General features: G+C 73.5%; 12 protein-coding genes. 4 read left to right on the forward strand and 8 right to left on the reverse strand.

Annotated elements, in window-relative coordinates; all coding sequences use genetic code 11:
- Window positions 1-39: 39 nt before the first annotated feature.
- Both ACIQGV_RS01780 and ACIQGV_RS01785 read left to right on the forward strand, forming a co-directional pair.
- On the forward strand, window positions 40-1,419 hold the full coding sequence (locus tag ACIQGV_RS01780) for an 8-oxoguanine deaminase (protein WP_402488955.1): 1,380 nt from the start codon (window positions 40-42) through the stop codon (window positions 1,417-1,419).
- 315 nt (window positions 1,420-1,734) lie between these two features.
- A complete protein-coding gene (locus ACIQGV_RS01785; protein ID WP_402488958.1) occupies window positions 1,735-3,123 on the forward strand; it encodes a nucleobase:cation symporter-2 family protein in 1,389 nt (462 codons plus the stop codon).
- Here ACIQGV_RS01785 and ACIQGV_RS01790 read toward each other — a convergent pair.
- Window positions 3,086-3,691, reverse strand: coding sequence for a 3'-5' exoribonuclease domain-containing protein (locus ACIQGV_RS01790; RefSeq protein WP_402488961.1), 606 nt, complete (start codon window positions 3,689-3,691; stop codon window positions 3,086-3,088). The genes ACIQGV_RS01785 and ACIQGV_RS01790 overlap by 38 nt on opposite strands.
- Before the next feature lie 43 nt (window positions 3,692-3,734).
- The gene (locus ACIQGV_RS01795) at window positions 3,735-4,517 is read right to left on the reverse strand and encodes a helix-turn-helix domain-containing protein (protein WP_402488964.1); all 783 of its coding nucleotides are present in this window, start codon (window positions 4,515-4,517) and stop codon (window positions 3,735-3,737) included.
- 96 nt (window positions 4,518-4,613) lie between these two features.
- Here ACIQGV_RS01795 and ACIQGV_RS01800 point away from each other — a divergent pair, with 96 nt between their 5' ends.
- Window positions 4,614-5,465, forward strand: a complete 852-nt coding sequence (locus ACIQGV_RS01800; protein ID WP_402488967.1) for an NAD(P)H-binding protein — start codon at window positions 4,614-4,616, stop codon at window positions 5,463-5,465.
- Window positions 5,466-5,516: 51 nt separating this feature from the next.
- Here the strand turns inward: ACIQGV_RS01800 and ACIQGV_RS01805 are convergent, their stop codons facing one another.
- From ACIQGV_RS01805 to ACIQGV_RS01815, 3 genes are all read right to left on the reverse strand, one after another.
- A complete protein-coding gene (locus ACIQGV_RS01805) occupies window positions 5,517-5,939 on the reverse strand; it encodes an acyl-CoA thioesterase (RefSeq protein ID WP_402488970.1) in 423 nt (140 codons plus the stop codon).
- A 124-nt stretch (window positions 5,940-6,063) separates the two neighbouring features.
- Complete coding sequence (locus tag ACIQGV_RS01810; RefSeq protein ID WP_402488972.1) at window positions 6,064-6,693, reverse strand: hypothetical protein; 630 nt, start codon at window positions 6,691-6,693, stop codon at window positions 6,064-6,066.
- Window positions 6,694-6,865: 172 nt separating this feature from the next.
- A complete protein-coding gene (locus tag ACIQGV_RS01815; RefSeq protein WP_402489484.1) occupies window positions 6,866-8,074 on the reverse strand; it encodes a pyridoxal phosphate-dependent aminotransferase in 1,209 nt (402 codons plus the stop codon).
- Between the two features lie 94 nt (window positions 8,075-8,168).
- Between ACIQGV_RS01815 and ACIQGV_RS01820 the strand changes: the two genes are divergently transcribed.
- Entirely contained in the window at window positions 8,169-8,813 is a 645-nt protein-coding gene (locus ACIQGV_RS01820; RefSeq protein ID WP_402488974.1) for a winged helix-turn-helix transcriptional regulator, read from the forward strand.
- A gap of 74 nt (window positions 8,814-8,887) precedes the next feature.
- Here ACIQGV_RS01820 and ACIQGV_RS01825 read toward each other — a convergent pair whose 3' ends face one another.
- The 3 genes from ACIQGV_RS01825 to ACIQGV_RS01835 all read right to left on the reverse strand — a co-directional run bounded on the left by ACIQGV_RS01825 (window position 8,888) and on the right by ACIQGV_RS01835 (window position 12,570).
- Window positions 8,888-9,691: a hypothetical protein gene (locus ACIQGV_RS01825; protein WP_402488977.1), complete on the reverse strand. Its 804-nt coding sequence runs from the start codon at window positions 9,689-9,691 to the stop codon at window positions 8,888-8,890.
- Complete coding sequence (locus tag ACIQGV_RS01830) at window positions 9,691-10,953, reverse strand: VWA domain-containing protein (protein ID WP_402488979.1); 1,263 nt, start codon at window positions 10,951-10,953, stop codon at window positions 9,691-9,693. The genes ACIQGV_RS01825 and ACIQGV_RS01830 overlap by 1 nt, the downstream gene beginning before the upstream one ends.
- Before the next feature lie 126 nt (window positions 10,954-11,079).
- The gene (locus tag ACIQGV_RS01835; protein WP_402488982.1) at window positions 11,080-12,570 is read right to left on the reverse strand and encodes an IucA/IucC family protein; all 1,491 of its coding nucleotides are present in this window, start codon (window positions 12,568-12,570) and stop codon (window positions 11,080-11,082) included.
- Window positions 12,571-12,645 lie beyond the last annotated feature (75 nt).

Genomic DNA, 12,645 nt, shown 5'->3' on the forward strand with positions numbered 1-12,645 from the left:
TGCCGTGCCCTTCCCACCTGAAGCGCAAAGGACGAAACCATGGCAGCAGCCCAGCGCATCGTCATCGAGAACTGTGCGATCGCGACGGTGGACGCGGACGACACCGAGTACGCCTCGGGCCACGTCGTCGTCGCGGACAACCGTATCGAGGCGCTCGGCGCCGGACGTGCCCCCGAGGGCCTGGAGAACGTCGTACGCCGCATCGACGCCACCGGGCACCTGGTCACTCCCGGTCTGGTCAACACCCACCACCACTTCTACCAGTGGATCACCCGGGGCCTGGCCACCGACCACAACCTCTTCGACTGGCTCGTCGCCCTCTACCCCACCTGGGCGCGCATCGACGAGCCGATGGTGCACGCGGCCGCGCAGGGCTCGCTCGCCATGATGGCCCGCGGCGGTGTCACCACCGCGATGGACCACCACTACGTGTTCCCGCGGGGCTCCGGCGACCTGTCCGGCGCGATCATCCGCGCCGCCCGTGAGACGGGCGTCCGCTTCACCCTCGCCCGCGGCTCCATGGACCGCAGCGAGAAGGACGGCGGCCTGCCCCCGGACTTCGCCGTCGAGACCCTGGAGGGCGCCCTCGCCGCGACCGAGGCCACCGTCGAGGAGCACCACGACGCCTCCTTCGGTGCCATGACCCAGGTCGCCGTCGCCCCCTGCTCGCCCTTCTCCGTCTCCACCGAACTGCTCAGTCAGGGCGCCGAACTGGCCCGCCGCCTCGGGGTGCGCCTGCACACCCACGGCTCGGAGACGGTGGAGGAGGAGAAGTTCTGCCACGAGCTGTTCGGCATGGGCCCCACCGACTACTTCGAGTCCACCGGCTGGCTCGGCGAGGACGTGTGGATGGCGCACTGCGTCCACATGAACGACTCCGACATCGCCGCCTTCGCCCGCACCAGGACCGGCGTCGCCCACTGCCCCTCGTCCAACGCCCGCCTCGCGGCCGGGATCGCCCGCGTCCCCGACATGCTGGCGGCCGGCGTCCCCGTGGGCCTCGGCGTCGACGGCACCGCCTCCAACGAGTCCGGCGAACTGCACACCGAACTGCGCAACGCCCTGCTGATCAACCGCCTCGGCGCGCACCGCGAGAAGGCCCTGAACGCCCGTCAGGCCCTGCGTCTGGGCACCCACGGCGGCGCCCAGGTCCTCGGCCGGGCCGCCGAGACCGGCTCCCTGGAGCCCGGCAAGCTCGCCGACCTGGTGCTGTGGAAGCTGGACACCCTCGCCCACGCCTCCATCGCCGACCCCGTCACGGCCCTGGTGTTCGGCGCGGCCGCCCCGGTCACCGCCTCCTTCGTGAACGGTCGTCAGATCGTCGAGGACGGCAGGCTGCTCACCGTCGACGAGGACGCCGTCGCCCGCTCCACCCGCGCCGAGGCGCAGCGTCTGGCGCGGATCGCAGCCCAGGGCTGACCAGTTGATGATCTCCGGCCGGGAGGGACGGCTCCCGGCCGGCGGCCGTGGACCCGAGCGGGGTCCACGGCGGCCGTCCCCGGGGTGCGCGTGGACGCGCGCGCCCCGGAACGGTCACCGTCGTCACCGGACACACGTCACGAGACACATGTCGCCAGGCACACGTCACGAGACACACGTCGCGACGGCCACCGTCCCCCGCACCACCGTCCCCCGCACCACCGTCCCCCGCACCACCGGTCCCGCACGACCGCCAGCACCACCTCCCTGACACCCGCGTCAGAGCCGACGTGTAACCGACCGGAGGAAGCCGCAGTGGCCGCACACCCCGTCGACGAAAAACTCCCCGCCGTCAAAATGGCGACCACCGGCCTTCAGCACGTGGCCGCCATGTACGCCGGAGTCGTCGCCCCACCCCTGATCGTCGGCGCGGCCGTAGGGCTGTCCGGCACCGAACTCACCTTTCTCACCGGAGCCTGTCTCTTCACCGCGGGCCTCGCCACCTTCCTGCAGACCCTGGGCGTGTGGAAGATCGGCGCGCGTCTGCCGTTCGTCAACGGCGTCACCTTCGCCGGCGTCGCCCCGATGACCGCGATCGTCGCCTCCACCGAGGACAGGTCCGACGCCCTGCCGGTCATCTTCGGCGCGGTGATCGTCGCGGGCCTGCTGGGCTTCCTCGCCGCCCCGTTCTTCAGCAGGGCGGTCCGCTTTTTCCCGCCCGTGGTGACCGGCACCGTGATCACCCTGATCGGTGTCTCCCTGCTCCCGGTCGCCTTCGGCTGGGCCCAGGGCCCGAGTCCCGCGGCGGACGACTACGGCTCCGCCACCCACCTGGGCCTGGCGGCCGCGACCCTGCTGATCGTGCTGCTGCTGCGCCGCTTCACCCGGGGCTTCGTCAAGCAGATCGCCGTCCTGCTGGGCCTGGTGACCGGCACGCTCATCGCGATCCCGTTCGGCGTCACGGACTTCGGCCCGGTCGCGGACGCGGACATCGTCGGCTTCCCCACGCCCTTCCACTTCGGCGCCCCGCAGTTCCAGCTCGCGGCGATCCTGTCGATGTGCGTGGTGATGGTGGTCTCCATGACCGAGTCCACCGCGGACATGCTGGCGCTGGGCGAGATAGTCGAACGTCCGGCGGACGAGAGGACCATCGCCGCCGGTCTGCGCGCCGACACCCTCGGCTCCGCGCTCAGCCCGCTGTTCAACGGCTTCATGTGCAGCGCCTTCGCCCAGAACATCGGGCTGGTGGCGATGACGAGGATCCGCAGCCGGTTCGTCGTGGCGACCGGCGGCGGCTTCCTGGTCCTGATGGGGCTGTGCCCGATGGCCGCCTCGCTGATCGCCGTCGTCCCGCGCCCGGTCCTCGGTGGCGCCGGTGTCGTCCTGTTCGGCTCGGTCGCCGCCAGCGGCATCCAGACCCTGGTCAGGGCCGGCCTGGACAAGGACAACAACGTCCTGATCGTGGCCGTCTCCCTGGCCGTCGGGATCATCCCGATCACCGAGCCGGAGTTCTACCACGCCTTCCCGGAGACCGCGAAGATCGTCCTGGACTCCGGGATATCCACCGGCTGCGTCGCCGCAGTCCTGCTGAACCTGGTCTTCAACCACCTCGGCAAGGGCCGCGACGCCCATGACGTCACCCACCCGATGGAGGCGGGCGAGGAGCTCAGTCCCGCGTCGGCCCGGGCCCCGGCCACCTCATAAGGTTCGCGAACAGCTCGGCCTGCTCCACGGCGTCGTCCAGCGCGTGATGCGTATGGCGGCGCCGTGAGAGCAGTTCCCGGGGCATGGTCCCCTTCACCACCGCCCGCAGCGGCAGCCCGGCCTTCGTGGCGAACAGGGTCTTCATGTCCATGCACCCCGAGTGCCCGAACGGACTCCGGCCGGTGAAGCGGATCAGGTACCAGTACAGGAACGTCCAGTCGTACGACGCCGGGTAGCCGCACATCACCGGCTGCGCCCCGGCACTCACCTCGCGGACCCAGTCGCTGAACTCGGCCAGCGCGACGGCCGGTTCGGCGCCCTCGGCACTGAGCCGCTCCCGGTCGAGACCGCTGACCGCCAGCGCCTCGGGCACGAAGTCCTCGCTGACCGGCCGCAGTTCACGGTAGAAGGTCTGCTTCTCGGGGTCGGCCGCGGTGAACCCGTCGGCGTCCTGAGTCCCGGCCACCGCCGCCCCCAGGCTCAGCATCGAGTACGGGCCGGGGATCGGGCCGTCGGCCTCGATGTCGACGGAGATGTAGAGACTGGGCTTGACGCGTCGTGGAGCCATGAGACCGCAGCATCCCAGCCAGGAGGGCGCCCCGCATCCGAATTCAGCCCGGGGAGACCCTCTGGCAGGGCCCCGCCTGCGGTCGGCGCCCGGTGAAGAAGGCGTGGGGCGGAACCCCCATGAGGGTGCGGAAGTCGGCCGTCATGTGGGACTGGTCGTAGTAGCCGGTGTCGGCGGCCAGTTCGGCCCAGGAGGCGGTGTCCGCGCGGGCCAGGACATGACGGACCCGGTCGACGCGGGCGTAGTGCTTGGGCGAGAGACCGACCCCTTCGGCGAACAGATTGCGCAACTGCCGCTCGCTGACCGCCAGCCGGCGGGCCACCTCCGCCACCTGCGCGGGCGCCGCGCCGTCCGCCACGGACAGCGCGGCGATCCCGGCGCGCAGCAGCTCCGCGTCCCGGGGCGGCCGTTGCGGCAGCAGCTCGGCCAGCCGCCTCGGCAGGTCCTCCGGCGCCAGGTCCCGCACCACGTCCGCGAGCCGGCGGGCGGTCCGCCCGGGCAGCGTCTCCAGCGGCACGACCCGGCCGGCCAGGTCCGCCGCGGGCACCCCCAGCAGCGGTCGGGCCGCGCCCGGCGCGAGGCTCAGCCGCACACAGGACGCGGGGCGCTCGCCCAGGTGGTACGAGGCGCGGGCACGCGGACCGACGACCATGGCGTCACGGCGGCCCCCCGCCCCGGTCCGCAGGACCAGTTTCGCCGCCGGGTCGGGGACGAAGGTGTACGGCTCCCCGGGCACGTCGTCGGCGGCCGTGCTCGTCATGTCCGCCACCCACGGGCGCAGTTCGGCGGGCAGCTGGTCGGACCGGTCGGTCACGGCGGTGCTCATGCCCTTCACCGTATGCGCCGCCGGTGCCGCGCGGGGCCCGTGAGCCGTGCCGGAATTTCCTATGGGACCGGCACGGGCACCCGGCACCTTGGACCCATGATCCTCGTGACCGGTGCCACGGGCACCATCGGAAGTGAACTCGTACGACAGCTCGCCACGCGCGGCGAGAAGGTGCGCGCCCTGACCCGCGACCCCGCCGGGGCCGACGTCCCCGCGGGGGTGGAGGTGGTGCGCGGCGACTACCACGACCAGGAGTCCGTGCGGGCCGCGATGGCCGGGGTGACGGCCGCCTTCCTCGTGGGCGTGCCCGGTCCGGACGCGCAGCACGACCCGGGTCTGGTGGCGGCGGCCCGTGCGGCCGGGGTGGCCCGTCTGGTGAAGCTGTCCGCCATCGCCACCGGCGACCCCGATCTCGGCCCCTCCGCGCTGTGGCACGTGCCCGGTGAGGAGGCCCTCGCGCGGAGCGGGGCGCAGTGGACGGTGCTGCGTCCCTCGGCCTTCGCCTCCAACTCGCTGAGCTGGGCTCGGGCCGTCCGGGCGGGCGAGCCGGTGCCGAACATGACCGGCGACGCCCGGCAGGGGGTCGTGGACCCGCGGGACGTGTCCGAGGCGGCCGTGCGCGTCCTGCTGGAGCCGGGTCACACCGGACGGACGTACACCCTGACCGGTCCCGCCGCGATCGGCGTCCCCGAGCAGGCCGCCGTGCTCGCCTCGCTGCTGGGGCGGCCGGTCACCGCCCGCGAGCTGTCGGGCGACGAGACACGGGAGTTCCTGCGCGGCTGGGGGCTCGGCGAGGAGGCCGTCGAGGCGATCCTGGCGGGCAACGCGTACGTGCGCCGGGGCCGCAACGAGACCGTCACCGACGACGTGCGCCGGATCCTCGGCCGGCCCGCCCGGAGCTACCGTGCGTGGGCCGAGGACCACCGGGCGTCCTTCACCCGGCACTGAGGCGGCCGGGGGCAGCCCCTTCCCGGCCGGCCCGATCCGGACGGACAGCCTCTAGAGCCCGAACAGCGCGGGGTCCGAGGCGAGTTCCTTGAACCGCTCGCCGGGGTCGGCCACCAGGCGCCGTGCCGTGAGGTCCATCAGCCCGCCGACCGCCTCGATCTCGGCGGCGACGGTGCCGTCGGCCTTGCGGACGGTCTGGCGGATGCGGAAGGTCTTGCCCTCGCTCCAGAGGAACTCGCACGTCACCTCGACCTCGTCGCCGGCCAGCAGCTCGCGCCGGTAGCGGATGGTCGTCTCCAGCGCCACCGGCCCGACCCCCGTGGCCACGAGGTCGTTCTGGCGGATGCCGGCCGCCTGGAGCAGTGCCCAGCGGGCGTGTTCGGCGTAGTTCAGGTAGACGGCCTGGTTGAGGTGGCCCTGGACGTCGGTCTCGTAGCCGCGGACGGTCACCGGGACGGAGAACGGCTCGCTCACTGCTTCCCCTCATGTACGTCGGACGCTGTGTGCCTGTGTGCCTGTGTGCCTGTGTGCCTGTGTGCCTGTGTGCCTGTGTGCCTGTGTGGTGCGTGCAGCGATCCTGTCACGCCCGTCCCGTCCGTCACACCCGGCGCGGCGAGGCGAGCAGGTACCGCGTGCGGGTGCGCGTGTCGGTGTGCTCCCCGGTCTGCCAGCCCGCCCGCTCCAGCGTGGCCGCGCAGGCCCGCAGGGCCTGCGGATCCGGTTCGTGCACCGCCACGGAGTCCGGCTGCGGGGTCGCCCGCACCCGGTAGCCGGGACCCTCCGGGCCGGCCGGGGTGTGTCCGGCGGCCTCCAGTGCGAGAGCCGCGGCCCGCACCAGATGCTTCCGCTCCCAGCCGCAGGGCCGGTCCACGGCGCCGTCCGGGTCGGTCATCCGGCGCAGCTCCAGCAGTCCCTGCCAGGCGCTGTGCACCTCGCGGGTCCGGGTGGGGCCGGAGCCGGGGGGATCCTCCTCGCCGCCCACCCGGGCGGCGAACACGCCCGGGTCGTCGGGCTGCCGGGCGGGCCGCGGCGCCTCCTGCGGCACCGCCTCGCGTATCCGGTGTCCCGCCGGGGTGAGGAAGTGGTCGTGCGGCGGCCGCGGATGGCGGAAGGCCAGCCCGTGCCGGACGAGTGCCGCGAGCTGCGCCTCCGTCCCCCTCAGCCGGCCGGTGACCGGCTCGGCGGCGTCGATGACACGCCGCTGGGCGGCGGTGGGCGGCCGGGTCACGGCGTGCTCCTCTCCGGGACGGGCCGGTCGAACGGCCGAAGGGCCGGCCGGTCACCGGCCGGACGTCTTCGAAGACTACGGCCCGCCACCGACAGCCGGCCCGCGGCGGCTCCCGCGGTCCTGGGACCGACCCGGTCCCAGGACCGGTCCCGGCACGGGGCCGGACCGGCGGCTACTGCCGGTACCCGCTCAGGAACCGCCCGATCCGGCCGATCGCGGCCTCCAGGTCCTCCGCGTGCGGCAGCGTGAGGATGCGGAAGTGGTCGGTGGACGGCCAGTTGAAGCCGGTGCCCTGGACCACCTGGATCTTCTCCCGCAGCAGCAGGTCCAGGACGAACTTCTCGTCGTCGTGGATCGGGTGCACCTTCGGGTCCAGACGGGGGAACGCGTACAGCGCGCCCTTGGGCTTCACACAGCTCACGCCCGGGATCTCGTTCAGCTTCTCCCACGCGACGTCGCGCTGCTCGCGCAGCCGGCCGCCGGGCGCGGTGAGGTCGGTGATGGACTGGCGGCCGCCGAGCGCGGCCTGGATGGCGTACTGGGCGGGCGCGTTGGCGCACAGCCGCATGGAGGCCAGCATGGTCAGGCCCTCCAGGTAGTCGCGGGCGTGCTGCTTGGGGCCGGTCACCACCAGCCAGCCCGAACGGAAGCCGGCCACCCGGTAGGTCTTGGACAGGCCGCAGAAGGTGAGGACCACCAGGTCGGGGGCGAGGGCGGCGGCCGAGTGGTGCACGGCGTCGTCGTAGAGGATCTGGTCGTAGATCTCGTCGGCGAAGACCATCAGGCCGTGCCGGCGGGCGAGGTCGAGGACGCCCTCGACGATCTCCTTCGGATAGACCGCGCCGGTCGGGTTGTTCGGGTTGATGATCACCACGGCCTTGGTGCGGTCGGTGATCTTCGACTCCATGTCGGCCAGGTCCGGGTACCACTCGGCCTGTTCGTCGCACAGGTAGTGGACCGCCTTGCCGCCCGCGAGGGTCGTCACGGCCGTCCACAGGGGGAAGTCCGGGGCGGGGATCAGGATCTCGTCGCCGTCCTCGACCAGTGCCTGCACGGCCATGGAGACCAGCTCGGAGACGCCGTTGCCGAGGAAGACGTCGTCGACGTCCACCTCCAGGCCGAGGGTCTGGTAGCGCTGGGCGACCGCTCGCCGGGCGGAGAGGACACCGCGCGAGTCGGTGTAGCCGTGCGCCCGGGGAAGCATCCGGATCATGTCCTGGACGATCTCCTCCGGCGCCTCGAAGCCGAACAGGGCCGGGTTGCCGGTGTTCAGGCGCAGCACGCTGTGCCCCGCCTCCTCCAGCGCGTCGGCGTGCTCGATCACCGGGCCGCGGATCTCGTAGCAGACCTCGCTGAGCTTGTTCGACTGCCGGAACTCCATGCGCTGCGCCCTCCGGTGCGGTTCTGCCAAGTGGCTACTTGGTTTTACCAAGTGGCTGCTTGGAAAGTCCAACGACATGTCTAGACTGCGTCGCATGCCACCTCGCCGAAGCTACGACCAGTTCTGCTCCGCCGCCCGCGCGCTCGACGTCGTCGGCGACCGCTGGACCCTGCTGATCGTCCGTGAACTGCTCGGCGGCCCCCGCCGCTACACGGACCTGCACGCGGACCTGCCGGGGGTCAGCACGGACGTGCTCGCCTCCCGGCTGAAGGACATGGAGCGCGACGGGCTCACGACGAGGCGCCGGCTGCCGCCGCCCGGAGCGGCCTACGTGTACGAACTGACCCCGCGCGGACGTGAGCTGCTGCCGGTGCTGCTCGCGCTCGGCGCGTGGGGGAGCGGTGAACTGGGGGAGCGCAGGCCGACGGACGCGCTGCGCGCGCACTGGTTCGCGCTGCCGCTGCTGCGTTCACTGGCGGGAGAGGGCGGGGGAGAGGGCGAGGGCCTGGTCGAAGTGCGCCTGGAGGAGGGCGACTTCCATCTCCACGTTGGCGCGCAGGAGGGCCCGGTCCACGGCGACGGACCCGCGCCCCGCACACCGGACGCGCGGCTGTCGATGGACGCCGGGACCTGCGCGGCCGTCGCCCGCGGGGAACTGGACCTCGCGCAGGCGGTACGGGCCGGCCGGGTCGAGGTGACCGGGGACGGGGCGATCGCCAAGTCCCTGCGGGACGTCTGAGACGGCCAGGGGCCCGCCGGGCGCGGCAGCGCTCGACGGGCCCCTGACCGGCGGCGGGCGGGGATCCTGCGGGATCAGGCTCCCGGCGGGACGTGCGAGGGCCGCCCGGATCCTCGCGTCAGCCGGTACCCGCCGATGCCCGCGAGCGCGGCCAGGGCGCCGCCCACGGCGGTCCACACCCACCGGTCGGACCACCAGCCGGAGGACCAGCCGTCGTCGGGCTCGATGGCGGACAGCACCGCCGAGTCCTCCTCTTCCTCGTCGGACCCCGCGGACGTCATCGCGACGCCCGGCACCAGCGGCTCGCCCAGCGAGCCGTCCACCGCGGCCGCCCCGCCGATGTCCTTGGACTCGACCCGCACCTCGGCCTGCACGGGCAGACCCCGGTCGGCGGTGCCCAGACCGACGGCCGTGAGCCGCACGTAGTAGGTGCCCGGCAGCGGGTCGTTCGCCCAGGGCTCGGACCAGGCGCGGACCGTGCGCAGCACACACGCCAGCTCGACGGAGGCCGTGCCCTCGGCGGCGGTCCGGGTCTGCATGCCGTACTGGCAGGACTGGCGCCGGCGCAGACCGTCGTAGACGTCCACCTGCCAGGTCTCGGCGGCGTGCGTGTCCGGCAGCTTCACCGTGGCCCGTACGGTCGGCCGCTGCCCCGCGTCCGCGGGGAAGGACCAGTACAGGTAGTCACCGGTGGAGCCGCTCGCCGTGGCGGTCTGGCCCTGGTCGATCTCGGTCGCCGTGCGGAAGGAGGTGCCCGCCTCGGTGGGGGCCCCGCCGTCCTCGGACGGGGTCGCGGACGGCGTCGGGGCCGCCGCGGCGGGCGCGGCCGCGAGGCCGAGCAGCAGCAGGGCCGTGCCGAACATTCTGGTGATACGCATCAGTTGGTCCTCCAGACCGCGACCCGCCAGCGCGACAGCCAGCCCCACAGCAGACCGGCCACGAACCCGGTCAGGATCAGCGCGCCCAGCAGCCACCAGCCGCGCCCGAGGCCGAAGGAGGCCACGTCGTCGGAGTCGCCCGGGCCGTCGACGACGTCCACGGTCAGCTCCAGCGGCATCCCGGGCGTGGTCCCGACGCCGGAGGCGGCCGCGAAGGAGTGGGTCACCTGGAGGCAGACACCCTCCGCCGGGGCGTCCTCCTCGTCGCTCTCCGCCTTCGGATACCGGAGCCCCGTCGAGATCACATCGGTACGGCCGTTGCCCGCCGCCTCACCGCGCACGATCTCCCGGCCGTGCACGGTCACGGCCCGCAGCAGCATGCCGTACGAGGGGGCGACGGCCCGGTCCGCAGCCACGCTCACCGAGGCGCGCAGCTCCTTGCCGGGCTCGACGTCCACCCGGTACCAGCGCTGCTGCCCGGACTCGACACGGTCCGTGTACAGACCGGACTTCAGCACGGGCGCCTTCGCGCACGCCTCCGCGCCCTCGGTGGCCACCGGCGTCACCACCGGGTCGGCCGCCCGGTCCACCAGCTGGTTCACCCGGTCGGTGAGTTCGTCGGTGTGCTCCACGGACGTGTAGGACCCGCCGGTCGCCTCCGCGATGCAGCTCAGCTGCTGACGCATCTTGGCGTTGGGCACCAGGCCCAGGGTGTCGATGGTCAGGCCGATGCCGCGCGCGGCGATCTGGCGGGCGACCTCGCACGGGTCGAGCGGGGCGCAGGTGTCCTCGCCGTCGCTGATCAGCACGATGCGCTTGGAGCCGGTGCCGCCGTCGAGGTCGTCCGCCGCCTTCAGCAGCGCCGGCCCGATCGGGGTCCAGCCGGTGGGCGTGAGGGTTGCCACGGCGGTCTTGGCCTCGGTGCGGTCGAGCGGTCCGACCGGGTAGAGCTGCGCGGTGTCCTTGCAGCCCCTCTTCTGGTCGTCGCCGGGGTAGTTCGCGCCGAGCGTGCGGATGCCCAGCAGCACCTCCTCCGGGGTGGCGTCGAGCACCTCGTTGAACGCCTGCTTCGCCGCGGCCATCCGCGACTGGCCGTCGATGTCCCGGGCGCGCATCGAGCCGCTCACGTCGAGGACCAGGTTCACCTTCGGGCGGGTGGCCGTGGTCTCGTCGGCGACGGCCCCGGTCGGGACGGCTATCCCGGCGGCCAGGGCGGCGAGCAGGGCTCCGGCGCCCGTCGCCAGCCGTTTTCTTGTGATCATCGGCGGATCCTATTGATCCGGGGTGCCGGGCATCAAAGCGGGTCCCGTCCCGGGGCTGTCGCCCGGGCGGAGCGGGTCTCGTTGCGGTGCTGTCGTTTCGGCGGAGCGGTTCCCGTCCGGCGGCCGTCACCTCAGCGGATTCGGCAGGTCCGTCCACCGGTCCCCGGGCGTCCCGGGCGACAGCCGCATCAGCGTCAGCGCCTTGGCGGGCAGTGGCTCACCGGTCAGCGCGGCGAGATGGGGTGTGTCCGGCACCTGCCGCACGGCGTCCGCGAGAGCCGCCGCCAGGGCCCGCCCCGAACCCGCCGTGGCCGCCAGCGCGCCCGCGACCAGCGACCCGAACAGCTTGCGGCGCAGGGCCGTCACGTCGTCGGTGAGGATCCGCTCGGGCATCCCCTCGGGCAGCTGCGCGCCGAACAGCGCAGGACTCACCCGGATGTCGGCCAGATCGCGGTAGACCAGCCGCACCGGCTCCCCGGACGCCGACAGCACGACCAGCAGGTTCTGCCCGTGTGCCTCCAGGGCGATCCCCCGCTCCAGCAGCCGCAGCCCCACCGTGAGGGCCAGCCGCGCGAACCGCGCCGACCAGGCCGGGTCGCGGGGAAGGCCCGTGGTCGGCAGCGCGGCCACCGGCACCACGCGCTCGCCCGCGGCCGCGTACACCCGCGGCGACTCCCGCAGCAGCGCCGCCAGATCGGGGGAGCCGGCCGTGACCGCGCCCAGCGTGCGGGTGATGTGCAGCAGCCCGTCCGTGCCGGCCGCCACCGTCTCGCCGAACGCGGACAGTGCGGCCGCCGCGGCGACCGAACCCACCGAGATGTCCCGCACCGAGGACGTCAGCCGGGCGCTGAGCGAGGTCTTCACGTGCTGCCCGCCGGGCAGTTCCAGCGTGCGCAGCGACATCAGCGGCCGCGCGGCGGGCCCCGGTCCGCCCCGCTGCTTCAGCACGTGCTCCGCCTGCCAGGGGTGCACCGGGACCAGCACCCGTCCCCCGTCGCGCAGTTCCGCCGGCCAGCACCCCGACACCAGACACCGTTCCGCCGGCACCGGGATCAGCCGCAGCTCCACCACCGGCCCGTGCTCCGGCGCGTACGCGAGCTGGTCGGCCGCCGAGAAACCCGGCCGGGAACGGCAGTTGGGGTGGTACGGATGCCCGTCCACGACCCGCCGCTCCCACGCCCAGTCCTCCGTCGGCCACTCCCGCCCGGTGCCGGCCGGCCGGCCGGCCCTCGACAGCGCCGACGACACCGCGCTGTGGTCGAGTTCCGCCGCCAGACCCGAGCCGTGCGGCACCCCGAGCGCCGTCATGAGCCGCGCCGGATCGTCGTAGGGTTCGCCGTCCAGCCGTACGACGGTGACGTACGCGTCGGTCGCATACGGATCGGGCACCGGACCGCGCAGCGAGCGCCCGTCGCGCAGCCGCAGCGTCAGCTCCTCGGGGCCCCGTTCACGTCCGGCCACCCACGGCAGCGGGTCGTACGCCAGCCCCCGCCACAGCCGGGTGAGCACCGCCGCACGGGCGCCGGGCAGTTCGGCCGTGAACCGGGACAGCAGGTCGGGGCGTACGGCGGCCAGCTCGGCGGCCATGACCGCCTCGGCGACGGCAGGTCGGTGCACGGTCGTCTCTCCTCGGGTACGGACGAGGTGAGCGTACGCCGGTCACGGCGTCGCGTGACGACAGCGATACTGATC

The sequence above is a fragment of the Streptomyces sp. NPDC093094 genome (genome assembly GCF_044754345.1).
In the GTDB taxonomy this organism is placed as follows: domain Bacteria; phylum Actinomycetota; class Actinomycetes; order Streptomycetales; family Streptomycetaceae; genus Streptomyces.

Excerpts from the sequence above, each read along its gene's own strand:
- ACIQGV_RS01815 (WP_402489484.1), bottom strand. The coding sequence starts at position 8,074 with ATGGAGTTCCGGCAGTCGAACAAGCTCAGCGAGGTCTGCTACGAGATC.
- ACIQGV_RS01790 (WP_402488961.1), bottom strand. The coding sequence starts at position 3,691 with ATGGCTCCACGACGCGTCAAGCCCAGTCTCTACATCTCCGTCGACATC.
- ACIQGV_RS01795 (WP_402488964.1), bottom strand. The coding sequence starts at position 4,517 with ATGAGCACCGCCGTGACCGACCGGTCCGACCAGCTGCCCGCCGAACTG.
- ACIQGV_RS01820 (WP_402488974.1), top strand. The coding sequence starts at position 8,169 with ATGCCACCTCGCCGAAGCTACGACCAGTTCTGCTCCGCCGCCCGCGCG.
- ACIQGV_RS01780 (WP_402488955.1), top strand. The coding sequence starts at position 40 with ATGGCAGCAGCCCAGCGCATCGTCATCGAGAACTGTGCGATCGCGACG.
- ACIQGV_RS01830 (WP_402488979.1), bottom strand. The coding sequence starts at position 10,953 with ATGATCACAAGAAAACGGCTGGCGACGGGCGCCGGAGCCCTGCTCGCC.
- ACIQGV_RS01825 (WP_402488977.1), bottom strand. The coding sequence starts at position 9,691 with ATGCGTATCACCAGAATGTTCGGCACGGCCCTGCTGCTGCTCGGCCTC.
- ACIQGV_RS01800 (WP_402488967.1), top strand. The coding sequence starts at position 4,614 with ATGATCCTCGTGACCGGTGCCACGGGCACCATCGGAAGTGAACTCGTA.